This window comes from Cytobacillus eiseniae, from assembly GCF_017874625.1.
Lineage (GTDB): Bacteria > Bacillota > Bacilli > Bacillales > Cytobacillaceae > Cytobacillus > Cytobacillus eiseniae.
This window is the reverse complement of sequence record NZ_JAGIKZ010000018.1, coordinates 1-24,132: the sequence shown is the minus strand read 5'-3', so window position 1 is coordinate 24,132 and position 24,132 is coordinate 1. Positions and strand designations below refer to the sequence as shown.

Below are 24,132 nucleotides of genomic sequence, written 5' to 3'. Positions count from 1 at the left end.
TACACAGGATAGATTGTATGATAAAATAAAAATGTATTATAAATATTCAGATTAAATCATTCGGTGGAGGGATGTTTTGAATAAGTTATTGCTGTCATTACTTATTTTATTGCTCCTCGTTGGGTGTCAAGAAAACAAAAGTGGAAAGTTAGATACATCAAAACTGAACATAATTGATACTGCCTATAATGAACAGGGGGAGGTGTCATTCGCAGTATATGAAGCAACTTCAATAAAGAATAGTTTAAAGGCTCTTCCTTTCAAGATGAAATTGCCACTAAGATTGCCATTCGAATCAACTGAATTTCAGCCAGCACGGATAATTGATATGAATAATGATGGAAAAACACTAGTAACTACCTTTGATATTCATTCAAAAAATCAAGAAGAATTAATAATACTTAAAATTGAAGCCTACTTCCCAAGTGATATTACCCGGGAACCTGAAAATGCTCATTACCATGAAGTAGAATTAAAAAATGGAATTGTTGGTAGGAAATATGCTACCTCTATATTCTTCCAAGTAAACGATGCTAATTTTAATATATTTTATTTAAATACACAAATATCTTCGGAACAATCGGATAAAGAACTGATTGAAATGGCAAACCAGATGTTCTAATCTCATCGTTTTGTATCTAAATATAAGAAAGGAATGAACGATAATAGGACTGTTCATTGTTCCTTTTTAAGATAAAACAAATCCCTGTCCTATTAACAGACAGGGATTTGTTTTATCTTAATTTTTGACTGAGTTACACTGATCTGCAAGATTTGTTTTCTTTTCACGTACCTTATAAATCACAATTAGCAGAATAAACCAAACAGGTGTGATGAATAATGAGATACGAGTATCTTCCGCTAGTGCGAGCACAACAAAAATGAATGCAAGGAAAACGAGAATTAAGTAATTGGCAAATGGATAAAGCGGTAATTTGAATTTATTTACTTTTGCTAAATCTGGTCTTGTTTTACGATACTTCAAATGGCAAATAACAGTAATCCCCCAAATGAAGAGGAAACATACAGTAGAAATGCTAGTAATTAGTGTGAAAACTCCCTCTGGCATCACATAGTTCAAAACAACGGCAATGAGAATAACTACAGTTGAAAAGAACAATGCATTAGAAGGTACTTTACTTAAAGTAAGTTTAGTAAGTGGCACAGGTGCATTTTTATCTTTAGCAAGTGAGTATAGCATCCGGCTTGTGCTGAAAATAGCACTGTTACATGCTGAAGCTGCGGATGTGAGTACGACAAAATTGACAATACCCGCTGCTGCTGCGATACCAACGGCAACGAATACTTGAACAAAGGGACTTTCCATTGGATTAATCGCATTCCAAGGATAAATACTCATAATAACGGTGAGTGCACCGATGTAAAATATTAAAATCCGAATAGGAATATTATTGATTGCTTTCGGAATCACTCTTTCAGGATCTTCAGTTTCACCTGCAGTCAGTCCTACTAGTTCAATGCCTACAAATGCAAATACAACCATCTGGAAAGAAAGGATGAACCCATTTATTCCATTAGGGAACATGCCGCCATGGTTCCATAAGTTTGCAAAACTGGATGCACCTGAATCAGTAGCAAAACCTTTAATAATCATGAATATACCAATAACAATTAATGCTAGAATCGCAATCACTTTGATTAATGCAAACCAGAATTCCATTTCACCGAAAAGCTTTACAGTGGCCAGGTTCATGAAAAGCAGAATAATAAGTGCAATGAGCCCAGGCATCCATTGTGGTACATTTGGCAGCCAAAACTGCGTATAAAGTCCAACAGCTGTTAAGTCAGCCATTGCGATTGAAATCCAGCAAAACCAATAAGTCCAGCCAGTGATAAAAGCTGCCATATTACCTAAATAATCTTTAACAAAGTCAACAAAAGAATGATATTCCAAATTGCTTAAGAGCAGTTCTCCAAGTGCGCGCATGATCAAAAAGCAAATGACGCCTGTAATCATATAGGCAAATAAAATGGATGGTCCTGCTAAATGAATTGATTTTCCTGCCCCAAGGAATAATCCAGTTCCGATTGCCCCACCGATTGCAATTAGTTGCACATGCCTGTTTTTAAGGCCTCTTGCCAACTTTTGTTCTTGCATAACATTTCCCACTTTCTGTCTAAGCTTGAGTTTAATTTAACTAAAATCATTCCAAAATAATATATTGATAAAATATTAGCATACTATTTGTTCATTCGATAGAGAAAATATATCTATAATTATTTAATTGTATTAATAAATATAAATGGAGAAAAGGGGGATAAAATGAGATATAACATAGAAGGTGTATGTAAAATCTTTCATGTTGAAGAGGGATGGGGATGGATTTCGATTGAAGGAGAAGAGGATGCTTGGGTACATTTTAGTAATATTCAGATGGATGGGTTTAAGCAATTAACTGCTGGTGAGACAGTATTATTTAACCTTGAAGAAAACCCAAATTTAAAAGAACAATCACGACGAGCTGTAAATGTTAAGAAAATCAAAAATAAATTCAATAAAAACAAGCGTTAATCTAAGGGAATTGCCACTTGTTTTGTTGAAGTTAACTTACAATCGATCTGGAGTATTAAATAACAGGATACAGTAGATTTAGCGTAGGAGGATAGTAGACTAAAAATAATTTGAGATCATTGCGAGGTAGAGAATCATTATGAAAGTTACACTGGAAAAATTACAACAAGCGGATGCAATAAAGTTATACGAATTTGAACTTGAAAACAGAGATTATTTTGAGAAAATGGTACCAGGTCGTGGAGAAGAGTATTATAATTTGAAGACTTTTAAAATAAGGAATGAAGCCTTGCTTGATGAACAAGCAAAAGGGCTATCATATTATTATCTAATTAAGAATGAAAAGGGTTTAATCCTTGGAAGAATGAACTTAGTAGATATTGATAAATCTCGTCAGTTGGCTTATATCGGTTATAGAGTAGGAGAAGCTTATACGGGGAAAGGAATCGCAAATCTAGTATTAAGGCTGTTATTAAGCACAATTAGTGAGCAAGGTATTGAACAGATTTTAGCAAAAACGACAACTAACAATTTAGCCTCACAAAAAGTGTTGGAGAAGAATGGCTTTAAGCATGTATCAACAGATGAGGAAGATTTTGAAATGAATGGGAACCGTTTAAAGTTTGTTTATTATAAGTGGAATAATTAAGAGTTTTTCTTCAACAGAGTATGATTGCTTTTTCTAGATAACGACAAAGGTTTCTTCATTTTGCAGGCGGTGTTTTTCGTGAAAAGGAACGTAAAGTGGATAATAACTGTTACTATTCTTTTGATCGGGTTATTTATATTATTTATGGTTTATGTTTTCGTTGGTCAAGAATATGTTTACGCCAAGAAATATGCAAACCGATTGTTAGAATTTGAGCTTCCTATAAAAACTACAGTTATTGATCAAGATTTTGATTATGGGGTGATCTATGGCGGTGGCCCATGGGGGAATGGAGGATATCCAACCCTTGTTGTCTATCAAAAGGTAATAACTGAATTGAGTGAAAGAGAAATTTTTGAACATTATAATTCAGAAGACTTTGAAATATATTTTGAAGGGACAGAGGAGTTACAGAAAAATAATAACAACCAAATCTGGTACGAAGGATCTATTAAAGAGAAAACTATTTTGAATACCGAATCGAATAGCAATGAACCAATTGAGGCAATTATTCAATATAGAACAGAATTTAGCTATCCGTTTTTCATAGATTTATATTGAAGCGGCAACTGTGATAGATTAACAAGATGCTTCAGTTATTTAAAACATTTTATTGATGTAAAGTGAGAGGGCGCTTCATATATGTCATTTGAGGGATACTTAGTATGAGGAACGATTGCAATGAATATAAATTGTTCTCGTCTCATTTATATAGGGAGGAATTATAAATGAGGACTAACTATTTATTATCTCTATCATTAATATTTGTTTTGTTAAGTACTTTATTCATTCCAAGTAAGTCGTTAGCGACTTCATGGGCTTATCAATTTGTCGTTTGGGATGGATATATTTATGTCTTAAGTGATGAATATGTGAATGAAATTGATAAAAAGATCGGTCGTGTTACTAGATACTCAGACATGGAATCTTATTCTGGTAACTTCTCAAATACATTTAAAAAAGGAACGAAGTATTATTCGATTCAAGGCATTCATCCAGAACAAGCGATTGCTATTGAAGAATCTGAAGGAAGATATATAAAGGCATTTAGAGAAGGTAAATACGAATTTACTAGTTCTTTTGGTGGGCAGCAGGGGATTTTTAAGATTTTCATCTTTTCGATAGTAGGTATATTTGCACTTAGTTTCTTTTATAGAAGTGTAAGGAATAATCGTGTAAAAAGATAAGACCCTCATTCGAAGGGGCGTTAAACTATATAACTGCTTTGTTTCATATAAGAGCTCATAGTAAATGTTAAAAAAGATTGTCGTGAACAAAAAAAAGAAATTATAGGGTTATTAAAACAGGGAAAAGAAAAATAAGTACTATTAGTTATTGTGTTGATGGAGGGGAATATGACTTATATATTTAGTGTTTTGACACAAAAACAAGCAGAGATTATTGCATATAACTGGCACTATGATGGTGAGTATTCTTTTTATAATATGGAAGCTGATCAAGAAGATTTAGAAGAATTTTTGAATCCAGTAAAACGAGGAAATACAACGTTTGCCGTAACAACAGAAAATGAATTGATAGCTTTTTTCAGTACTTATAAAGTTGCCGAGAAAACTTTTGATATTGGTTTAGGAATGAGACCAGATTTAACTGGAAACGGCAAAGGGATAGCTTTTTTAAAGGCATGTATTAACTTTATTCAATCAGAATATATACCTGAAAAAATCACATTATCAGTAGCAACTTTTAATCAAAGAGCAATAAAACTATATATAAATGTTGGATTTAAAGTTGTAGAGACATTTATGCAAGATACAAATGGTAGTACATTTGAATTTCTGAAGATGGAATATAAATGTGCTTCTGCTGTTGATGACACATCGGATTGTAAAAAGATCTTTTAAAAGAGGGATGAAAGTATGACATTAAAGTCAGAACTGAAAAATTTCAATACAACACTACAACATAATAATTTAGATAATCTTATTGACAGAATGTTGGATAATGTAGGCTCAGTTGACCCTAAACTGAGGGATACACTAATTTATAATACATTTGGAAAACTAATATTAGAAGATTATTTAACTATAAAACAAATGGAACATATTCTTGAGGTTTGCCTTAGTCACTTATTTTTGGATATTGGTCAAAAAGAGGGTGACTCAGTATTTACTCGTTCTTTTTCCGCTTTAATTATTGCACTAATCTTAGAAAAAGACACAGTAAAGCGGTTTCTGTCAGAGAATATTTTGATACAAGCAATTGAGGAAAGTATTGAGTATTTGAAACTTGAAAAAGATATTCGTGGCTATGTAGAATGCAAAGGATGGGCACATAGTATTGCGCATGGAGCTGATTTAATAACAGCAGCTATTAGGCATCCACATTTTAAATTTGATTTATCATCCGAATGTCTCGAAATAATCAAAATATGTTTGTTCAAAGAAAGCATAAATGAATTACCATATGTCGATGATGAAGCCGAAAGACTAATTTTTGCGGTAGAAGCCCTAATGGAGAAAGGATTAACTGAAAGTGATATTGAAATTTGGATATTAACAATTTCAAATGCACTAAAGGAACTACTAAGAAACGAAGGTTATAGCTTAAACTTTTTTTGGAAGAGGTCTAATGTTGTTAACTTTTTACGAGGTTTTTATTTTCGACTACTATACAAAAATGATTATTTAAAGGTACGAGAAAATATAGTAAATATTTTAGAACAATGGCATAACCAATTGTACAACCTAAATCAGTGAAAAAAGCAAGTGTTTTATATCAATTCTATTGGCAAAAAAAAGTGCAGATTGGTTTAAAAGGGATCAGCACTAATAAATAGTAAGCTTGAAGAGATTCCTCAAGCTTACCTAGTTCCTGCACTATTTAAATATGAATATGAAAATACTTCTCAATAAACGCACTTTTTTCTTCCTCGGAAAGCTCCCACTTTTCTTTTTGCCCATTTTTTGTTTGTGTTACGGTTAAGCCAGATAAGGTGATCCGGCCATCTGGAGTTGCAATGGTGACAATATCCCCGTGGGTAAAAGTCGAATCTGGTGATGTTTGATTATATAAACATCCTTCAGCAAAATCCTCAATATACTTCATAGTGGTTGTGAAACGATAGAGAGTCTTCCAGTGATTTTCCTCAAAGCGTTGTAAATCAAATGATTCTTGTTCAGTTTGCATCACTCGATAGGTTCCGCTAACATCTGTTCGTTCCTCTCCATTTAAAGGAACTGGCTGCCTTACAGAGTCACCAAAGCCAACATCAACAAGATAAGGCTCGTCTAAGTGAACAATGATTGCAGCGTGAGTATCAGCTTTTGCCCATCCTTCAGTTTTTCTCACGGTACAAGCGATGAGTTGGGAATGAAACCCTAGCTTTGATAATAGCTGTTGGAATAATCCGTTAAGCTCATAGCAAAATCCACCACGCCCATTTCCCATGACTTTTTCAAAAAAGCGTTCGGTGATTAATTTAATTTCAACTTTACGTGTGACATCTAAATTTTCGAACGGAATGTTTTCCATATGGTTATTTTGAAGTTTTGCTAAATATGCTAATGTTAACGGCTCTTCCTTCGTAACTGAAATCCGTTTTAAGTATGCCTGTACATTCACCTTGATCACCTTCAATTATTGATATAGATGAGTTTTTCTTGTTTTTCAACTACTCGTCCAATGATGGAAGCATATGAGAGTCCAGCCTCATGTAACTGCTTGACATACTGAGTGGCATCTTCTTCGTCCATGGATACGAGTAATCCACCAGAAGTAATGGCATCACATAGAATAAGTTGTTCATTAGTAGAGAGATTTCCATAGAATACTTCATTTGTTAGCCATTTATGATTTGCTTTTGATCCACCTGGGATAACATCCTTTTGCGCTAATATATATGTACCATCTAGCATCGGTATGCGTTCATAATCAATCATAAAACTAACATGACTTCCTCCTGCCATTTCACTGCCATGACCAAGTAAGCCAAAGCCAGTGACATCGGTTACCGCATGCGGAGAATAGGCAGATAAAATTTCAGCAGCAGATTTATTCAATAAGGCCATTGTTTCAGTCACTTCTTCTTCTTGTTGCTTAGTAACGACCCCACGCTTTATACCTGTTGTCATTATTCCAACACCAATCGGCTTAGTTAGGACGAGCACATCGCCTGGCTTGGCACCAACATTTTTCCAAACATGATTCGGATGAACAATCCCGGTGACAGAAAGACCAAATTTAGGCTCTTGATCATCAACTGAATGGCCTCCTACCGTAATTGCGCCTGCTTCTTTGACTTTATCTGCTGCACCTCTAAGTATTTCGCCTAACATATCAGGTCCTAGTTTTTTTACAGGATAGCCAACAATATTTAACACTGTTTTCGGCTGTCCACCCATTGCATACACATCACTAAGAGCGTTAGCAGCAGCAATTTGACCAAACATATATGGATCATCGACGATCGGGGTAAAGTAATCGATTGTTTGTATTAATGCAATTGAATCTGTTAATTGATATACACCAGCATCATCGCTCGTTTCATGGCCAACAAGCAATTCTGGAACTGGATCTTGCTTTGGCAACAGTCGCAAAACTTGCGACAAGTCCTCAGGACCAATTTTGCAGCCTCAGCCAGCTTTTGTTGATAAAGAAGTTAAGCGGATTATTTCTTGATCACTCACGAGTAACACCTCCATTCATCAGTATACCTCTATTAAGAATGAAAATCACTTGATTGAAATGATTCCTTTATGAAATAATGGAAGTGTATGATAGATATTTACTAATGAATTTTTCTTGGAGGTTCCTACTAATGAAAACCTACGAAGTAAAAATCGAATTTTGTATGCAATGTAATTATGCGCCAAAGGCAGCCAGTTTTGCGGAAGAGCTTTTCACACATTTTCGTTCAAACATTACAAAAATGGAATTAATTCCTGGGTCTGGTGGGGAATTCGAAGTGATTGTGAATGGAGAAAAGGTTTATTCCAAGGGAGAAATCGGCTTATTTCCAAAGGCAAAGGACATAATTGAAAAAATGCTATAATCATTTTGTAGAAACCTTCTCTGCTTTTGGAGGAGGTTTTTTAATTCGGAAAATATAGTTACAATAATATAATTATGTAAACTAATTTATGGTCTATCTTCATAAAGCAAACATTTTCAAATAGTATATAATATAATTGGGAAGGATTGGAGGGATATATATGAAGAAACTGCTTAGAAATCTACCTCCCGTTCATGAACTTCAAAAGGATAAGCAATTCACCTTATTGATGCAGGAAAATGGGATTGATTCTATTCATCTAACAAGTCAATTAAAACAACTGCTTGAAGACATTCGGACAGAATTATTAAATGAAATTTGGCAAGGACCAACGCCTGGAAGCAAGGAGTTTAATGATTGGGTATTTCAAGCATTAGAAAAAGATACGAAAAAAAAATACAGCTATACGATAAAACAAGTGATAAATGCGACCGGAACCATCCTCCATACAAATCTTGGACGTGCACGCTTAAGTGAAAATGCGATCAAGCATGTCGTTGAAACAGCACTCAACTATTCAAATTTAGAATATAAGCTTGAGGAAGGAAAACGTGGTTCTAGACATAGTCATGTTGAAGCTTTAGTTAAAGAATTAACTGGTGCAGAGGCTACTATGGTTGTTAATAATAATGCGGCAGCTGTTTACCTCATTTTAAAGGCGTTAGCTACTAATCGAGAAGTCATTGTTTCTAGGGGACAGCTTGTGGAGATTGGCGGGTCATTTAGAATTTCTTCCATTATGGAAGAAAGTGGTGCGAAGCTAGTAGAGGTTGGAACAACGAATAAAACACATCTTTCTGATTATGAACATGCGATAGCAGAAGATACCGCAATGGTATTAAAAGTACATACGAGTAATTTCAAAGTCATTGGATTTACGAAAACAGTCGAAACAAAAGAGTTAGCTATTCTTGCAAAAGAAAAGAATGTGATATTTTACGAAGATTTAGGAAGTGGCGCCCTCTATCCATTTGACCGACATGGACTAGGAGATGAGCCTATTGTTAAAGAGGTGCTCAAAATGGGTGCTGATTTAGTTTCATTTAGTGGAGATAAATTATTGGGTGGTCCTCAAGCTGGGATTATTGCTGGGAAAAAGCCGCTGATTGATCAATTAAAAAAACATCAGCTTGCACGCGTTCTCCGTGTCGATAAGATGACATTAGCCGCTTTAGAAGGGACATTACTCGATTATGCAAAAGGAGAGAATGGGTTTTTTGCTATTCCAGTTATTAGAGATTTACTCCTAACAAAGGAAGAATTAAGAGAGAGGACAAGCGCATTTGTACATAAGCTTGAAAATATCACCCACGATTATATTGCTGTTTTAAAAGAGAGTATTGGCCAAGTAGGTGGGGGAACAATGCCTGATGTAGAGATTCCAACCTATGTAGCTGCAATTAAACATAAACACCTTCAAGCTGACCAGCTTGAAAAAAAATTAAGACTAGGGTTTTCTCCAGGAATTATTGTTCGTATTCAAAAGGATGAGGTTTTAATTGACTTAAGGACAGTCACACCTAAGGAAGAAGAGCAAATTCTACATGCACTTTCTGGATTTTAAAGTGACAGCTGCGGCAGTTTTAGCCACAGCTGTCTTTTCGTTACATATCATGGTTTGAATTATGCTTTTGTCTTGTATGGTTGCGATTTTTCACTTTCTTTGATCCGCTAAGGGGTTCGGGTTGCCCAGAATTAACCCCTTTAGGTGCATTTTTTCGCATATCTTTGCCATCATTCTTATTCATTTATTCATCCCTCCTACCAATAGGATGGGAGAGTAATGGGAATTTATACGGAATATTTTATTGAAGGTCTGCACAATTTAATTGTACAAAATAAGAAGGAGTGAAAAGGTTATGCCATATCATAAAAATAAACAACAAGCATTTCAAGCTGCACAACAGGGCATGGAAGATGCTGAGGAACTATATTATGAAATTGTAAGAGATTCTGCCAACTATGGCCATCAGCTCAAGCATTTAAAGCAGGAAGTGAATGAGGCATATGAGCAAATTGAAAATGCGCTTGAAGTTGCCTCAGAAACACAGCGTGCACAATTAGAGAAATTCCAACAGGATTTAGGCACAATGGTTCGTGAAGTAAATGAATTCCAATAATTTATGAGTATAAAAAGAATGCCCAGCTCGTACTTGCTGGGTATTCTTTCATTTGCTATTGATTTTTTTTCCTTTTTTTATTGTTTTGTTTTTGTGCCTCTGTCAGTGGTTCATTCGCAAATTCTTCGTTATACCCTGCACCCATTCCTTGGCCATTGGCATCATTCATCCCTTGGGACACGTGCTTTGCTTTTCTTTTTTTCGCCAAATCTTTCACCTCCATGTATAAGTTTGTCTTATACATGGAAAATTATGCAGCGATTAATCAGTCCCATCATTTGCACGCAGAAATACTTTCGTAAGATAATATAAATGAAGTAAATCAATGTGAATATAAATTGCTATCTCCATTGCTTTTCGCTTTTTTCCTAAAAATCGGGAAGAAAGTGAATTTAACATAAGTAAATCTTATTGAAGCCAATAACTTTCTTGTTATTTACTTATGTCATTCATTGTATTAAGATAAGAATTGTGAGAAAAGTTAGGATAGATGAAAATTCCAACTTTTCGACAATTACTATTATTGATCCTGTAAATTCTGTAAAAGGGGGATATACCCATGGCGAAAAATGATGTATTTAAAGCCCGTAAGTCATTTGAATTAGACGGAAAGCGTTATCACTATTATCATCTAGCTGCACTTGAAGAAGCTGGTGTTGGTAACGTCTCAAAACTACCTTATTCTATTAAAGTATTATTAGAGTCTGTTCTTCGACAATATGATGGACGTGTCATTACGAAGGAACATGTTGAAAACTTAGCAAAATGGGGAACTGATGAAGTAAGAGAGGTTGACGTTCCATTCAAACCTTCACGTGTTATTCTTCAAGACTTTACTGGGGTTCCGGCTGTTGTTGACCTTGCATCCCTTCGTAAAGCAATGGCTGATATGGGCGGAGATCCAGATAAAATCAACCCACTTAAGCCTGTTGACCTAGTCATTGACCACTCTGTACAAGTCGATAAATTCGGTACGGCAGAAGCATTAGAATTAAATATGGAATTAGAATTTGAAAGAAATGCAGAGCGTTACCAATTCCTAAGCTGGGCGCAAAAGGCATTTGATAACTATCGTGCTGTTCCACCAGCAACTGGGATCGTTCACCAAGTAAACTTAGAATTCCTAGCAAATGTTGTGCATGCGCTTGAAAACGAAGACGGTGAATTTGAAGCATTCCCTGATACATTAGTGGGAACAGATTCTCATACAACAATGATCAATGGAATTGGTGTACTAGGATGGGGTGTAGGTGGAATTGAAGCAGAAGCAGGAATGCTTGGCCAGCCTTCATACTTCCCTGTTCCAGAAGTAGTCGGTGTTAAGTTAACAGGTGCGCTTCCAGATGGAGCAACTGCTACTGACCTTGCATTGAAAGTAACTCAAGTTCTTCGTGCTCATGGCGTTGTTGGCAAATTTGTTGAGTTTTATGGTCCAGGTGTGCCTGCATTGCCACTTGCTGATCGTGCAACCATTGCTAATATGGCACCTGAATATGGAGCAACTTGTGGATTCTTCCCTGTAGACGCTGAATCTCTTGAGTATATGCGTTTAACTGGACGTACAGAAGAACAAATCAAAGTAGTTGAAACATACAGCAAAGAAAATGGTTTATTCTTTGATCCATCATTAGAGCCTGTTTACACAAACATCGTTGAAATCGATCTTTCTGAAATTGAAGCAAATCTATCTGGTCCAAAGCGTCCACAAGATTTAATTCCATTATCAGCAATGCAGCAAGAATTCAATAAAGCACTTACGGCTCCTCAAGGAAACCAAGGCTTTGGTTTAGATGAGAAAGAAATCGACAAGGAAGTAACGGTAAACTTCAATACTGGCGATTCTACTCAAATGAAAACTGGTGCCGTTGCGATTGCTGCAATTACAAGCTGTACAAACACTTCTAATCCATATGTTCTAGTTGGTGCTGGCTTAGTTGCAAAAAAAGCGGTTGAACTTGGCATGGAAGTTCCTAAATTTGTGAAGACATCTTTAGCACCAGGTTCAAAGGTAGTAACAGGATACCTTCGTGATTCAGGGCTGCTTCCATATCTTGATCAGCTAGGCTTTAACCTTGTTGGTTATGGATGTACTACATGTATTGGTAACTCAGGTCCATTAAAAGAAGAGATCGAAAAAGCAGTAGCAGAATCTGATCTACTTGTTACATCTGTTCTTTCTGGTAACCGTAACTTTGAAGGACGTATCCATCCACTTGTAAAAGCGAACTATTTAGCTTCACCGCCGTTAGTCGTTGCTTATGCACTTGCTGGAACAGTTGATATTGACCTTCAAAATGAAGCAATTGGTAAGGATAAGGATGGCAAGGATGTGTTCTTCAAAGATATCTGGCCAACAACAGCTGAAATCAATGAAGTTGTTAAACGTACAGTTACACCAGACTTATTCCGTACAGAGTATGAAAATGTATTTGGCGATAATGCGCTTTGGAATAAAATCCAAACAAGCAATGAACCACTATACTCTTTTGATGAAACATCAACATATATCCAGAACCCACCATTCTTTGAAGGCTTAACGCCTGATCCAGATGAAGTAAAACCATTAAATGGTTTACGTGTCGTTGGTAAATTTGGTGATTCTGTTACAACTGACCATATTTCTCCTGCAGGAGCAATTGGAAAAGATACGCCAGCTGGAAAGTACCTACGTGAAAATGGAGTAGAAGTACGTGACTTCAACTCTTATGGTTCACGCCGTGGAAACCATGAAGTGATGATGCGCGGAACATTCGCTAACATTCGAATCCGTAACCAAATTGCACCGGGCACAGAGGGTGGATTCACAACTTACTGGCCAACTGGTGAAGTGACTTCAATCTATGATGCATGCATGAAGTACAAAGAAGATGGAACTGGTCTTGTTGTTCTTGCTGGTAATGATTATGGAATGGGCTCTTCTCGTGACTGGGCAGCAAAAGGGACAAACTTATTAGGCATTAAAACGGTTATTGCTGAGAGCTATGAGCGTATTCACCGCTCAAACCTAGTATTAATGGGCGTTCTTCCACTTCAATTCAAGGATGGGGAAAATGCCGAAGTACTTGGCTTAACTGGTAAAGAAACAATCGATGTACAAATCGATGAACATGTAAGACCACGTGATTTTGTAAAAGTGACAGCTACAGATGAAGCTGGAAACAAGAAGGAATTTGAAGTACTCGTACGTTTCGATTCAGAAGTAGAAATCGACTATTACCGTCATGGTGGTATTTTACAAATGGTCCTTCGTGAAAAATTAGCAAACTAATTATTATCGGAAAAGTGTTTGATTCCTATTGGGAGTCAAACACTTTTTTGTTTACTAAATTGTCACATTTAACCATGGCTTTTTGTCTCGAATCGCCTTATCTTTTCAAGGGCTCTAGGTTACAATACGATTATATAGATATATATAAAGGTGTTGAACAGCATGATAAAAAAGATTATAGCAGCTGTCATTCTATTCGGAATGATGACCGTAATGATTGTTCAAGCAATGGAAAAGGAAGAAAGACAAGACCAACAAACTCAATCTGTTCAGGTGAACAACCTCCCGGGCTTAGAAGTTGGTTTAAAGGCACCCGACTTTGAATTAATGAATTTGGCTGGAGAAAAAGTGAAACTATCTGATTACAGCGGCCAAAAGGTCATGTTAAATTTCTGGGCTACATGGTGTCCACCTTGTAAAAAGGAAATGCCTGACATGCAAAAGTTTCATGAAAAATTAGGAGATAAGGTCGTTATTCTTGCGGTAAATATTGATCCGAAAAATGATGTTGCAGGCTTTGCAAAAGATATGGGAGTAAATTTTCCAATTCTAATTGATGAGCAGGATAAAGTAAGCTCTATCTATAAAATCCTTACAATTCCTACTACCTATTTTATTGATGAAGAAGGAATCATTCGCCATAAACATTTAAGCGCAATGACTTTTGACATGATGAAGGAATATGCTGGATTATAGATAATCAATCTCAAAGTAATCAGTCTTGTCATAATCGACAAAAAATCAAATGAATCAGTAATTTAAAAAGCTTGAGGAATAAAATGAGCCTCAAGCTTTTTGAATTGAAATTTGTGTCAAAGCGTATAGAAGAAACCGATGAATGTGTGAAGTTTCGTATATTAAAATTCAAATTTGCACCCAGTATTTTAAGCACAGTTACTATTATATTTTTAAGTATTGTTTATATAAAAACTGCAAATTTGATAAGTATACATTAAAGAAATGATAAAATGAACCGAACCAAAAACTCTTTGAGTATATTTACTTTTATTCTTTTTGTATGTGTAAAGTAGCCAAAACCAAATTAGAAGCAGTATGACAGGTGTTCCAAGAAACATCCATAAAGGAGCAGCATCTATCGGAGTAAGAATCAAAGTTGTTAAAAATAAACTATACACTGTAAAAATACCTGAAAACAATAAGCTGATCATCTCCCATCTTTTTGTCAGATGGAATAACGGTAACTTATTTAGATTTTTTCTGAAAATATACCATATGTAACTACTGATCCACAACACACTAAAAACAAAAGGGATAAATAGAATAAATGTGTTAATTTTCCCTACAAACCCAGCACCAAATAGTAAAAAAAAGGATATGAAAGAGAGGATAAAAAGGGCGATGAAATACCCTAAATGAATACCCATTGTTTTCACCACAATCACCTTCCTTTTGATGTTTCAGAAAATACCCACTATAAATAGTTCACACACAGAACGCAAACAGATACAATATTATGTCGCACTTGCTCCATTAAATGTCTGTATTATTTAAATGCCTAACTATATATTACCATAAAGCACGGGGTTACTTGGAATATATTAGGATTGAATAACAAATTGGCTGACGATTTAAATGTCTCTCTATATAAATTTTCAAAAAGTTGTAATAATTACAAAGTGTTTTGTCAATAATAACTGTTAATATAGGATTAAAGGAAGGTGAAAAACAATGAGAAAACCAAGAAAACGTTCGTTCGCCGATCTTGTTTCTGAAAATAAACGTCAAATATTAAAAGATCAAGCTGCTATGGAAAAAATAGAAGCGCGATTAGAGCAAAAGCATCTTAATAAAGCTGAATAACAATATTTTCAATAAATGAATCCTTCCTCATGTGGCAATACTTTAAATGAGGGGGGATATTCTATGAGTAATCCAAAAAGGGATGCAAGAAAATATAATCCAAATCATATTGGTACACAGCCTCGTGGCTATGGAGGCAATAAAGGCAAGAAAATGCAAAGCAATACTGCTGGAGTGCCACAAGTCATGCAAACAAAAGGCGAATAAAGAAGGATCCCCACCGCTCACTAACTTGTGCGGTGGTTTTTAATTTAGTCTTTTAACATGAATAGGTTTTGCCAATAGCTTGGCGGATTGTTGCCGTCCACTGGACATATTTACGAAACCAATCTTTTCCTTGATATTTTTGCTGCCGAAATCACAAACTAATCTCGCAGTACAAAACGAAACATAGGAGGAATATGAATATGGCTTATAATAAACCGAATCCTGATAATCGAAATGATAATGTAGAAAAATTGCAAACAATGGTTGAGAATACAATAGAAAATATGAATGCTGCTGAAGAATCATTATCACTTTCAAATAATGAAGAACAGGAAAAAATTCAAGCAAAAAACGAGCGTCGGAAGGAAAGCATTGAAGCAATGAAAGCTGAGATACAAGACGAAAGCCAAGCTAGACAAAATGGATATAATCAAAATGAGTATCAATAAATCATTTGCTTAAGGCCTGTTCATATAGAGACAGGTCTTTTCTAATCTTGCTATTAAAAAAATATGATATGATAGTGATGGAAAACACAATAGAAGAAGTGTGAGAAATGATGAACCAACAACAATCGAATTCAATATTGGCAAAGAAGTTGCAATGGGAAAAGGAAATTACTACGAACGGATACATAAAAAATGAAGCAGAACTATTTACAATTATTAAAACGTTAGACGAAGAGAAAGAGAAGGAGCTTATTTCAGAGCTGTTAACACTTGCTGCACTTTCAAAGATGGGGCATGGAAAGCAGGAGACACTTTCGATCGCCTTGCTGCAAAAGGCAAGCAAAATGAATGCAAATAATCTGAGAGCCACAAAATTTTTAGCACAATTTGATTGGAAAAGTAAGAAGACGCTTTTAGATACATTAGCCTTTCCTCCACTCAGAGAAACAGATAATCGACAAGCTAAAAAGAAAACCGCAGAGCAATTTTTAAACATCTGCAGACAATTCCTTGATCAGGCAGAAGAAGAACAGGATCTGCTGCAAAAGGAAAAATTAAATATCCAAAAGGATCATCCATTGTTTTTATTGTACGAAAAGATGATTTCGTTAGTGGAAACAGTGACTGAAGAAACCGTGCTGTTATTAAAGGCTTCAGAGGAATATGATCAATCAATTGCCGGCATGTTTTATACATCAACTTATTATAGTGAAATGAAAATGCATTTAGATAAGATTGAAATGATCAAAAGAGATTGGCTTGACTTGTTTCAAGAAGAAAAAGAAGAGCAGAGTGCAGAACTTAGTGCACTCGAAGAGCTAGAGGAAATGGTTGGACTAACCGCTGTGAAAGAACGTGTGAACGATTATTATCGGTTTTTAAAGTATCAAAAGGAAAGAAGAACATTAGGGTATCAAGTGAAGGATGAATTGAGTTTAAACATGATCCTAACAGGAAACCCTGGAACAGGAAAGACAACCATTGCCCGTCTACTTGCAAAAATATATCATGAACTTGGTGTACTTCCTCATATGGAAGTAGTTGAAGTGGATCGTTCGCAGCTCGTAGGCTCTTTTGTCGGTCAAACAGAGGAGAATGTTCGAGCCATTGTGGAAAGAGCCGTTGGCGGTGTTTTATTTATTGATGAAGCTTACACTTTAAAAAGAGAAGGACAAACGAGTAATGATTACGGGCAGACAGTAATTGATACGCTTGTGTCATTAATGAGCAGTTCAGAATATGGTGGGAAGTTTGCCGTCATACTTGCAGGATATCCAGATGAAATGAGACAGTTCTTAGACGCAAATCCAGGATTAAGAAGTCGCTTTCCTCTAGCCAATCATATTCATTTGCCTGACTACTCCAATCAGGAACTTAGAAGAATTGCGGAGAAGTTCGCAGCCGATAATGATTATGTGCTAACTACAGCTGCCTTACAAGAACTTGAGCATCGATTAGAACAAGAGCGTGTAGATGATACATTTGGAAACGCCCGTACTGTTAGAAATATTATCCTAGATGCGATATTTAAAAAGGGTGCACAAGAAAGACTGGACAAGCATATTTTGGCTTATACACTTCTTGAAGAGGAAGATTTTTTAATAAAGGAACCGATCCAATCCATTCATCCAAGTGAGAAATTAACCCAATTAATTGGACTTGAAACAATCAAATCAGAAGTAAAAATGCTGATTTCTTTTGTGAAAGTCCAGAAAATAAGGAGAGAAAAAGGATTACCAATTGTACCTATTCAGCTGCATTCCGTTTTTACAGGGAACCCTGGAACAGGAAAAACAACGGTTGCGAAGATTTATGCAGAGCTGTTGAAAGAATGTGGAATGCTGAAAAGAGGTCATTTAGTTGTAACGAGTCGAGGAGATTTTGTCGCTGGCTATGTTGGACAATCAGCTATAAAAACCAAAAAGGCGATACGTGAGGCGCTAGGAGGCGTTCTTTTCATTGATGAGGCATACTCACTCCTTTCTTCATCACAAAGCGATTTTGGAAAAGAAGTTGTTGATACACTTGTAGATGAAATGACTAAGCATAATGAAAATTTAGTCGTTATTTTAGCTGGTTATCCAAAGGAAATGGAAGCATTACTAAATAGCAATCCAGGGCTAAAATCAAGATTTAAAAAGTTCTTCCATTTTCCAGATTATACGGTCGATGAATTATTGGAGATTATTCATACTTATGCCTCGTCTTATCAATATTCCTTAACGAAAGAGGCTATAGAGTTTCTAAAGCAAGCATTAATTAAAATTCAAATTAATGGAAATGGACGTTTCGCCACAAATCTAATTGATGAAGTAATTCAATCCCAAGCAATGAGGTTAATGGTTGAGGAGAAGGTAGACCTAAATATAGAAAGTGTTTCAATCTTAGAGAAGGAAGACTTTGAAACAGCTTTAATTCGGATAGGAAAAGGGGAGTAAAAATGCTAGTTTCAACAAGAGAAATCGAAGTGAGATATGCTGAAACAGATCAGATGGGTGTTGTTTATCATGCCAATTATTTGGTTTGGATGGAATTAGGGAGAACACAAATATTGAAGGATCTAGGCTTTAACTATGCTGAAATGGAGAAAGATGGGGTGATCTCTCCAGTTCTTGATGTTCAAGTCTCTTATAAAAAGCCACTCCTTTATGGGCAAAAAGCGATTGTGAAAACGTGGATTGATGAATATGATGGCTTACGTGTGAAGTACGGATATGAAATTTTTAATGAAGAGGAAGAACTAGCTGTAACAGGAATGACTAAGCATGTATGTGTTAAAAAGGATACGTTCCGCCCGATCTCGGTTAGGAAAAAATTTCCTGATTGGCACGAAGCATATGAAAAAGCAAAAAGACAAACAGCAGATGTTTAAATGAGATTTTAAGCGCAAAGAACTGAAAAGCTTTTTGCGCTTTTCTAAATAAGGTGGTGAAACGGTTGGCCTTTGGTTTAAAGAGGAAGGATCTTCAAGCATGGAAAGAAAAAATTGATCGGGGAGAAATTGCTTTTCTGACTCATTATTGGGTAGACGATCGCTTTCCCGGATGTACGACAGTGACAAAGGTGGGCTGTGATGATCTAGAAAGGTTAGCCCAATGGGGAAAAGGCCATAAATTACGTCCAGAATGGATACATAAAAGAAAAGATGGCTATTCTCATTTTGATCTAATTGGGGATCATCAAAGAATCATTCTTCAAAGGGAAGGTCTTCTGGAGATGATAAGCAGATTAGAAAAGAGTTAGCTGTTCAAGTGAGCTAACTCTTATTTTTTGTATTGACATTTTTTCATTCGATCTAATTGATGAAGGGGATTAAACCACTTGCGATCATCAAAATATTAAATATGAAATGCCAAATGATCGCTGGATAGATGCTTCCTGATCGAATGGTCATTCCAGCATAGAAAATCCCTCCGATTGAAAACAGCATACAAGTAAGAAAGGAGTATCCTAATATTAAGTGGGAAAGACCAAATGCAAAGCTAGAGATAAGGAGAGCAGTCTTTTCTCCAGCTAGATCAACTAATCGAGTTAAAATAATCCCCCTCCATAAAATTTCTTCTAAAATAGCATTTATACTAGAAAATAAGAGTAGAAATAGAATAAAGAAAGTACTTAATTGATGACTCATTTGTAAAATAAAAGGAAAAAAACTGATGATATTTATGCTAATCGCAATGATTAAAAATAGTTTGATAGAGATTGAATGAAATCCAGTCCATATAAAAGGAAAGGATATTTTTGCTTGCCAATTCGGCTTTGTCCAATAAAAATTCATCTTTTCATTAAACTTATAGGCAATATACATCATAATAATAATTGGAATGAGTAATAGCATCCGACTTAGGATCATTAATATATTGATATGAAAGGGCAAAAGCTCTATTAAACGATCTCCGAATAAGAAAATCACATAGCCTATTGTATAACCTGCTAACATCCATAAGAAAACTCTTTTTTGTTTTCCTGTAATCGCTGAATAAATAATAAAAATAGCTAGGACCGTAAAGGCAAGCATGAAAAGTTTATATTGAACAATTATAATGATTGCTAGAAACAGGATTAGCTGTATAAAGGGCAGAGTATTTTTCTGCTTTTCAAGTTTGCTCAATACCGTCACCTCTTTAGAAATCTTCTAAGTTATTTTGCCATTTTCAGCCCATCATTTCTTTTAAGTCATTTAATAAGGATAATATAATCAGCTATCGATGTAAAAAGGAAGGAGCAAGAGCGGCTGCCCTTGCTCTTTTCCCTAGGTTGTTTTCGCAAACATTGTTGCTTATTAAGAAAAAGTTGGTAAAGGTTGATTTCCACTCCAGGATGCTCCCTTTCCGCGGGGTGGTCCGCTTTAGCCTCCTCGGAGCATCCGCTCCTGCTTAGGTCTCAGCTGTCCCACGCATCCCGCAGGACATTGGAATTGGCTTCTTAGATTTCACACCGCACGAAGGAAATGCGAATGCATTTTCGAGGATCTCGCACCTTCCGCTCCAATCAACCGACCTAGTTGATCAACCAGATTCATTCAAATCTTTGATTTAAAAGCAACAATCCTTTAGAAAGGAGCCTTTCCCTTTTAGACTTTAAAGTGTTCAATTAATTCTCTTAACTCATAAGCAAGCTTGTGCAAGCTCTCGGATATATTTTTTACTTCTTGAACAGATTGAACTTGTTCATCTGTCATACTCGTTACTTCCTCAACCCCAGCAGATGTTTGTTCGGAAATGGAAATGACACTATCAACTGAAGCAGCAATCGATTGACTATTTACTGAAAGCTTTTCACTTGAACCAGCAATTTCATCGATATCATTTGCAAGGCTTTCTATAAATTGGAACATATTTGCATAACTATTTTCTGTCTCATTCACCATTTCAGCACCTTGAACAGCTGACTCCCGTCCAATAGTAATATTAACGAGTGCTTTAGAGGAATCCTCTTGGATTTCTGTTATCAGTCCGGAAATTTTACCGACAGAATCACTGCTTTGTTCAGCGAGTTTTTTCACTTCCTGTGCAACGACTGCAAATCCTCGACCTTGTTCTCCTGCTCGTGCTGCTTCTATGGAAGCATTAAGCGAAAGGAGGTTTGTTTGTTCAGCAATACCCTGTATTAAAGCTGTAATTTCATTAATTGTTTGAAGCTTATGATCAAGTGCCATCATGATCGAAGAAGATTCAACGGATTGGGATACAATGCTATTCATTTTATTACTCATATTTTTCATGGCTAATTGTCCATCAGCGGTTACTGATTTTGTTTCTTGTGCTTGTTCAACAATTTTACTGATTCGTTCGGACATAGATTGAACAGCAACATCATTATTTTCAATATGAGATGAAATATTAACCATATCTGAGACAAGCTGTTCAGAACCAGTAGCCACCTCATTCATCGCAGAGCTTACAGTATTTGTCACATGAGTTGAAACAGTTGTTTGATCTTTAAGAACAATTGAATCCTTTTCGACCTCTTGAATCAATTGATTCATTTTATTAGCCATGTTTCTTAAACTATCAATCATCGTATTCACAGAAGTAAATAAAATGCCAATTTCATCATTAGATTTAGCATCCATTTTTTTAGATAAATCCCCATTTGCAACGTTTGCTAGAAATCCGGATAGTTTCTTGATTGGTCCAATGAAGTATTTAGCGAAAAACAGGCTAACTAAGATGGATACTAGAAGCAGGATAATGATAATAATGATCTGGGTTGAAAATAGTTTGGTTAAAATAGATTGCAAATCCTGATCTGCTTCAGTAATTCTTTTGCTCATATTTTGAGAGATTTGGTCAGAGAAGGAGGCAATTTCATCTTGGGTGATAACAGAAAAAATCTCCCATCCAGTTTCTTCATCTTTATCACTTACATATGTAACTTGTTCTATATCTAAATACACATTGCCATCGATTTTCTCTTTAAAAATAGGAAGAGAGGAGATGTTTTCATTATTTACAACGGCCTCTGTGTCTTTATAGCCTAGAATAGAGCCATTTTTATCAGTTAAAATGACATAACCTGTATTTCCAACCTTCGTATCGGCGATTGTTCCAGTTATTTTTTCGAGGGTAATGTCAACTCCAAGAACCCCATACAATTTATTATCAATATAAAGCGGCAAACTAACGGTAATCATATAATGATTTGTTCCAGCATCTAGGTACGCATCTGTAATAATATATTCTCTTTCTTCTTTCTGTTGAGCAGGTGCATACCAAGGTCTTGTTGTTGGATCATAGTCAGCTGGCAATGGATAATCATTCGGATAAATAATAAAATTTTTATCTTCAGTCCCTAAATACATATTCGTAATAATATCATTTTGCCCAGCAATTTTTTCGAATAATGACGTGAGTTCATCTGGCTGTTTTGTATATACCTCGCTGAAACTTGCGGCAGTTGCTAAATCACTTTTCGCTCTCGTAAGAATATCTTGGATCGAGGCTTTCACATTCTTTGTTTCGTGATAGGTTAATGTGCCTGCATAATGCTCTGCAAACCCGCTTACATCTCTTTTGACATCAGTAGAGAGTCCATTCGTTAATTCCTCTCCATTTTTTGAGAAAAGGGATACAGACGTATAAGTAAAGATTGAACTCACAGCGATGATAAGTACCATCGTTGATAAAACACCAACGATTAATTTAATTCTTAATGACATACATAATCCCCCCTTAAAAACTTAATTAACTTTTCTATCTTACTATTATAATATATAGGTAGTAAGAACTATTAAAAGATTTTGAAAGTTATATAACATTTTCTACAAATTCCCTAACATATGCTGCTGAATTTCTTCATATTTTCCTTTCGCATTTTCCATGCCGAAATTCCCGGCATTTTCTAATGGAATAATACGATAATTACGTATTTTATTTACTTTATACACATAGGTTGGGAAAAAGTTGGGGTTTGTTAATTTTATGCTTGTCCCGCTCTGATCGATCGTCTTTGTCACATTAATCGTTGCCATTCCACCAATATCTTTATATTTATTATTTTGTCCCGATAAAAAGTTCCCTAATGAATAAACGACAAGTGCATCTGTTCCATCGGCAGTTGTCAACCACTCCATTGGCTGAAGAACATGTGGATGATGACCAAAAATAATATCAACGCCCTCATCAACTAGAAATTGTGCTAATTCCTTTTGGTCCACAGTAGGATAACGTTGATACTCATTTCCCCAATGAATGCTCATCACAATGACATCTGCTTTATTATTTGCCCGGTGGATTTCCTCTTTCATCGCCTCTTTATCAATTAAATTTACAAGATAATCTTTTCCGGAAGGGACAGGAATGCCATTTGTTCCATAAGTATAAGATAAATAAGCGACCTTAATCCGTTTATTCGTTAATATTTGCAGCTCTTGTTTAGAAGAATCATCTCGATAAGTTCCAACATTTGGCAGGTTAATTTTATCCATATAATCAAGTGACGCGATAATTCCTCGCTCCCCCTTATCAAGTGAGTGATTATTCGCTGTAGAGACAATATCAACGCCTGCATCTATTAATGCATCACCAACCTCTTGCGGGCTATTAAACATTGGATAGCTAGATATACCAATCTTAGTTCCGCCAAGGATTGTTTCTTGATTGGCAAGAAGAATATCTGGCTGTTGGAGCAGTGTTTTAACATCTTGGAACATTGGTGTGAAATCATATCCTGTTTCTGTTTTTGCATCATTGTACACCCAATCATGAATAAGGATATCTCCAATTGCTCCAAGTGTAATTATTTCACTATATGTTTTTGCTTCCATAAAGCATTGTTTTGTCGCATGTGCTTGAATGGAGTGAATGATTTGTTCTTTTTCCTTGCTCTCATTGTACATATGAAAAATTAAAAAGGACGCGAACAATATTAATGAAGTACATAAAGAAATAGAGATAAATAGATTCGTTTTCTTGCTCATAGAGTCTCCTTTACTATCTCTTTTTTTAAGGCTGTTTTTGCAAACAATGATTAAAATTAAGGCGCTTCCGCTTTTCATTGTCTAGCTCCAGCGCCTACCCCCTCGAGGTCACAAGCCAATCTGTCCAGAAGGTTAAAAACCAACCTTCTAGCC

At 35.7% G+C, this 24,132-nt stretch carries 26 protein-coding genes; 18 read left to right on the top strand and 8 right to left on the bottom strand.

The genetic code is table 11. From position 1 onward, the window contains the following. Window positions 1-76: 76 nt before the first annotated feature. A complete protein-coding gene (locus J2Z40_RS14075) occupies window positions 77-622 on the top strand; it encodes a hypothetical protein (protein WP_066394045.1) in 546 nt (181 codons plus the stop codon). A 117-nt stretch (window positions 623-739) separates the two neighbouring features. Here the strand turns inward: J2Z40_RS14075 and J2Z40_RS14070 are convergent, their stop codons facing one another. After that, complete coding sequence (locus J2Z40_RS14070) at window positions 740-2,119, bottom strand: amino acid permease (protein ID WP_066394047.1); 1,380 nt, start codon at window positions 2,117-2,119, stop codon at window positions 740-742. A gap of 165 nt (window positions 2,120-2,284) precedes the next feature. Here J2Z40_RS14070 and J2Z40_RS14065 point away from each other — a divergent pair, with 165 nt between their 5' ends. The 6 genes from J2Z40_RS14065 (at window position 2,285) to J2Z40_RS14040 (ending at window position 5,899) form a co-directional block, all read left to right on the top strand. After that, a complete protein-coding gene (locus J2Z40_RS14065) occupies window positions 2,285-2,533 on the top strand; it encodes a cold shock domain-containing protein (protein ID WP_066394050.1) in 249 nt (82 codons plus the stop codon). Between the two features lie 139 nt (window positions 2,534-2,672). Beyond that, window positions 2,673-3,182: a GNAT family N-acetyltransferase gene (locus tag J2Z40_RS14060; protein WP_066394053.1), complete on the top strand. Its 510-nt coding sequence runs from the start codon at window positions 2,673-2,675 to the stop codon at window positions 3,180-3,182. Window positions 3,183-3,260: 78 nt separating this feature from the next. Continuing rightward, window positions 3,261-3,743, top strand: coding sequence for a hypothetical protein (locus tag J2Z40_RS14055; RefSeq protein WP_066394055.1), 483 nt, complete (start codon window positions 3,261-3,263; stop codon window positions 3,741-3,743). A 167-nt stretch (window positions 3,744-3,910) separates the two neighbouring features. Continuing rightward, window positions 3,911-4,369 carry a hypothetical protein gene (locus J2Z40_RS14050; RefSeq protein ID WP_066394057.1) on the top strand — a complete coding sequence of 153 codons (459 nt, stop codon included), beginning with the start codon at window positions 3,911-3,913 and terminating at the stop codon, window positions 4,367-4,369. A 168-nt stretch (window positions 4,370-4,537) separates the two neighbouring features. Further along, entirely contained in the window at window positions 4,538-5,044 is a 507-nt protein-coding gene (locus J2Z40_RS14045; protein WP_066394059.1) for a GNAT family N-acetyltransferase, read from the top strand. A gap of 15 nt (window positions 5,045-5,059) precedes the next feature. Further along, entirely contained in the window at window positions 5,060-5,899 is an 840-nt protein-coding gene (locus J2Z40_RS14040; RefSeq protein WP_066394061.1) for a DUF2785 domain-containing protein, read from the top strand. 124 nt (window positions 5,900-6,023) lie between these two features. On the opposite strand, the gene J2Z40_RS14035 is transcribed toward J2Z40_RS14040, so the two are convergent. Further along, window positions 6,024-6,764, bottom strand: coding sequence for an arylamine N-acetyltransferase (locus tag J2Z40_RS14035; protein WP_066394063.1), 741 nt, complete (start codon window positions 6,762-6,764; stop codon window positions 6,024-6,026). Window positions 6,765-6,775: 11 nt separating this feature from the next. Next, entirely contained in the window at window positions 6,776-7,843 is a 1,068-nt protein-coding gene (gene selD, locus J2Z40_RS14030) for a selenide, water dikinase SelD (RefSeq protein ID WP_083953888.1), read from the bottom strand. 116 nt (window positions 7,844-7,959) lie between these two features. Here selD and J2Z40_RS14025 point away from each other — a divergent pair, with 116 nt between their 5' ends. Beyond that, window positions 7,960-8,193, top strand: coding sequence for an Rdx family protein (locus J2Z40_RS14025; protein ID WP_066394066.1), 234 nt, complete (start codon window positions 7,960-7,962; stop codon window positions 8,191-8,193). A 160-nt stretch (window positions 8,194-8,353) separates the two neighbouring features. After that, window positions 8,354-9,757, top strand: a complete 1,404-nt coding sequence (gene selA, locus J2Z40_RS14020) for an L-seryl-tRNA(Sec) selenium transferase (RefSeq protein ID WP_066394067.1) — start codon at window positions 8,354-8,356, stop codon at window positions 9,755-9,757. A gap of 40 nt (window positions 9,758-9,797) precedes the next feature. On the opposite strand, the gene J2Z40_RS14015 is transcribed toward selA, so the two are convergent. Continuing rightward, window positions 9,798-9,941, bottom strand: coding sequence for a small acid-soluble spore protein P (locus J2Z40_RS14015; protein WP_066394071.1), 144 nt, complete (start codon window positions 9,939-9,941; stop codon window positions 9,798-9,800). A gap of 111 nt (window positions 9,942-10,052) precedes the next feature. On the opposite strand from J2Z40_RS14015, the gene J2Z40_RS14010 reads away from it, so the two are divergent. After that, a complete protein-coding gene (locus tag J2Z40_RS14010) occupies window positions 10,053-10,313 on the top strand; it encodes a hypothetical protein (protein WP_066394072.1) in 261 nt (86 codons plus the stop codon). 55 nt (window positions 10,314-10,368) lie between these two features. On the opposite strand, the gene sspO is transcribed toward J2Z40_RS14010, so the two are convergent. Continuing rightward, a complete protein-coding gene (gene sspO, locus J2Z40_RS14005; RefSeq protein ID WP_066394073.1) occupies window positions 10,369-10,536 on the bottom strand; it encodes a small acid-soluble spore protein O in 168 nt (55 codons plus the stop codon). A 336-nt stretch (window positions 10,537-10,872) separates the two neighbouring features. Here sspO and acnA point away from each other — a divergent pair, with 336 nt between their 5' ends. The 8 genes from acnA (at window position 10,873) to J2Z40_RS13965 (ending at window position 19,301) form a co-directional block, all read left to right on the top strand. Then, window positions 10,873-13,581 (top strand): aconitate hydratase AcnA, encoded by a 2,709-nt coding sequence (gene acnA / locus J2Z40_RS14000; RefSeq protein WP_066394076.1) that lies wholly within the window; start codon window positions 10,873-10,875, stop codon window positions 13,579-13,581. 162 nt (window positions 13,582-13,743) lie between these two features. Beyond that, the gene (locus J2Z40_RS13995) at window positions 13,744-14,277 is read left to right on the top strand and encodes a peroxiredoxin family protein (RefSeq protein ID WP_066394085.1); all 534 of its coding nucleotides are present in this window, start codon (window positions 13,744-13,746) and stop codon (window positions 14,275-14,277) included. A gap of 993 nt (window positions 14,278-15,270) precedes the next feature. Next, window positions 15,271-15,402 carry an FbpB family small basic protein gene (locus tag J2Z40_RS13990; RefSeq protein WP_066394089.1) on the top strand — a complete coding sequence of 44 codons (132 nt, stop codon included), beginning with the start codon at window positions 15,271-15,273 and terminating at the stop codon, window positions 15,400-15,402. A 63-nt stretch (window positions 15,403-15,465) separates the two neighbouring features. Beyond that, window positions 15,466-15,609 carry an acid-soluble spore protein N gene (locus J2Z40_RS13985; protein ID WP_066394091.1) on the top strand — a complete coding sequence of 48 codons (144 nt, stop codon included), beginning with the start codon at window positions 15,466-15,468 and terminating at the stop codon, window positions 15,607-15,609. Between the two features lie 200 nt (window positions 15,610-15,809). Continuing rightward, window positions 15,810-16,058 carry a small acid-soluble spore protein Tlp gene (gene tlp / locus J2Z40_RS13980; RefSeq protein ID WP_066394093.1) on the top strand — a complete coding sequence of 83 codons (249 nt, stop codon included), beginning with the start codon at window positions 15,810-15,812 and terminating at the stop codon, window positions 16,056-16,058. Between the two features lie 110 nt (window positions 16,059-16,168). Further along, entirely contained in the window at window positions 16,169-18,496 is a 2,328-nt protein-coding gene (locus J2Z40_RS13975; RefSeq protein ID WP_066399266.1) for an AAA family ATPase, read from the top strand. 2 nt (window positions 18,497-18,498) lie between these two features. Then, window positions 18,499-18,930, top strand: a complete 432-nt coding sequence (locus tag J2Z40_RS13970; protein ID WP_066394095.1) for an acyl-CoA thioesterase — start codon at window positions 18,499-18,501, stop codon at window positions 18,928-18,930. A gap of 65 nt (window positions 18,931-18,995) precedes the next feature. Beyond that, complete coding sequence (locus tag J2Z40_RS13965) at window positions 18,996-19,301, top strand: hypothetical protein (protein ID WP_066394097.1); 306 nt, start codon at window positions 18,996-18,998, stop codon at window positions 19,299-19,301. Window positions 19,302-19,353: 52 nt separating this feature from the next. Here the strand turns inward: J2Z40_RS13965 and J2Z40_RS13960 are convergent, their stop codons facing one another. The 3 genes from J2Z40_RS13960 to J2Z40_RS13950 form a co-directional block, all read right to left on the bottom strand. After that, window positions 19,354-20,169 (bottom strand): CPBP family intramembrane glutamic endopeptidase, encoded by an 816-nt coding sequence (locus J2Z40_RS13960; protein ID WP_066394099.1) that lies wholly within the window; start codon window positions 20,167-20,169, stop codon window positions 19,354-19,356. Window positions 20,170-20,631: 462 nt separating this feature from the next. Then, window positions 20,632-22,719, bottom strand: a complete 2,088-nt coding sequence (locus J2Z40_RS13955) for a methyl-accepting chemotaxis protein (protein ID WP_066394102.1) — start codon at window positions 22,717-22,719, stop codon at window positions 20,632-20,634. A gap of 102 nt (window positions 22,720-22,821) precedes the next feature. Then, entirely contained in the window at window positions 22,822-23,979 is a 1,158-nt protein-coding gene (locus J2Z40_RS13950) for a CapA family protein (protein ID WP_066399269.1), read from the bottom strand. Window positions 23,980-24,132 lie beyond the last annotated feature (153 nt).

Coding starts and splice junctions, on each gene's coding strand:
- J2Z40_RS14010 (WP_066394072.1), top strand. CDS start 10,053: ATGCCATATCATAAAAATAAACAACAAGCATTTCAAGCTGCACAACAG.
- sspO (WP_066394073.1), bottom strand. CDS start 10,536: ATGGAGGTGAAAGATTTGGCGAAAAAAAGAAAAGCAAAGCACGTGTCC.
- J2Z40_RS14040 (WP_066394061.1), top strand. CDS start 5,060: ATGACATTAAAGTCAGAACTGAAAAATTTCAATACAACACTACAACAT.
- J2Z40_RS13955 (WP_066394102.1), bottom strand. CDS start 22,719: ATGTCATTAAGAATTAAATTAATCGTTGGTGTTTTATCAACGATGGTA.
- J2Z40_RS13970 (WP_066394095.1), top strand. CDS start 18,499: ATGCTAGTTTCAACAAGAGAAATCGAAGTGAGATATGCTGAAACAGAT.
- acnA (WP_066394076.1), top strand. CDS start 10,873: ATGGCGAAAAATGATGTATTTAAAGCCCGTAAGTCATTTGAATTAGAC.
- J2Z40_RS13950 (WP_066399269.1), bottom strand. CDS start 23,979: ATGAGCAAGAAAACGAATCTATTTATCTCTATTTCTTTATGTACTTCA.
- selA (WP_066394067.1), top strand. CDS start 8,354: ATGAAGAAACTGCTTAGAAATCTACCTCCCGTTCATGAACTTCAAAAG.
- J2Z40_RS14045 (WP_066394059.1), top strand. CDS start 4,538: ATGACTTATATATTTAGTGTTTTGACACAAAAACAAGCAGAGATTATT.
- J2Z40_RS13990 (WP_066394089.1), top strand. CDS start 15,271: ATGAGAAAACCAAGAAAACGTTCGTTCGCCGATCTTGTTTCTGAAAAT.
- J2Z40_RS13995 (WP_066394085.1), top strand. CDS start 13,744: ATGATAAAAAAGATTATAGCAGCTGTCATTCTATTCGGAATGATGACC.
- J2Z40_RS14065 (WP_066394050.1), top strand. CDS start 2,285: ATGAGATATAACATAGAAGGTGTATGTAAAATCTTTCATGTTGAAGAG.
- J2Z40_RS14060 (WP_066394053.1), top strand. CDS start 2,673: ATGAAAGTTACACTGGAAAAATTACAACAAGCGGATGCAATAAAGTTA.
- J2Z40_RS14015 (WP_066394071.1), bottom strand. CDS start 9,941: ATGAATAAGAATGATGGCAAAGATATGCGAAAAAATGCACCTAAAGGG.
- J2Z40_RS14070 (WP_066394047.1), bottom strand. CDS start 2,119: ATGCAAGAACAAAAGTTGGCAAGAGGCCTTAAAAACAGGCATGTGCAA.
- J2Z40_RS13985 (WP_066394091.1), top strand. CDS start 15,466: ATGAGTAATCCAAAAAGGGATGCAAGAAAATATAATCCAAATCATATT.
- J2Z40_RS14050 (WP_066394057.1), top strand. CDS start 3,911: ATGAGGACTAACTATTTATTATCTCTATCATTAATATTTGTTTTGTTA.
- J2Z40_RS13975 (WP_066399266.1), top strand. CDS start 16,169: ATGAACCAACAACAATCGAATTCAATATTGGCAAAGAAGTTGCAATGG.
- tlp (WP_066394093.1), top strand. CDS start 15,810: ATGGCTTATAATAAACCGAATCCTGATAATCGAAATGATAATGTAGAA.
- J2Z40_RS14025 (WP_066394066.1), top strand. CDS start 7,960: ATGAAAACCTACGAAGTAAAAATCGAATTTTGTATGCAATGTAATTAT.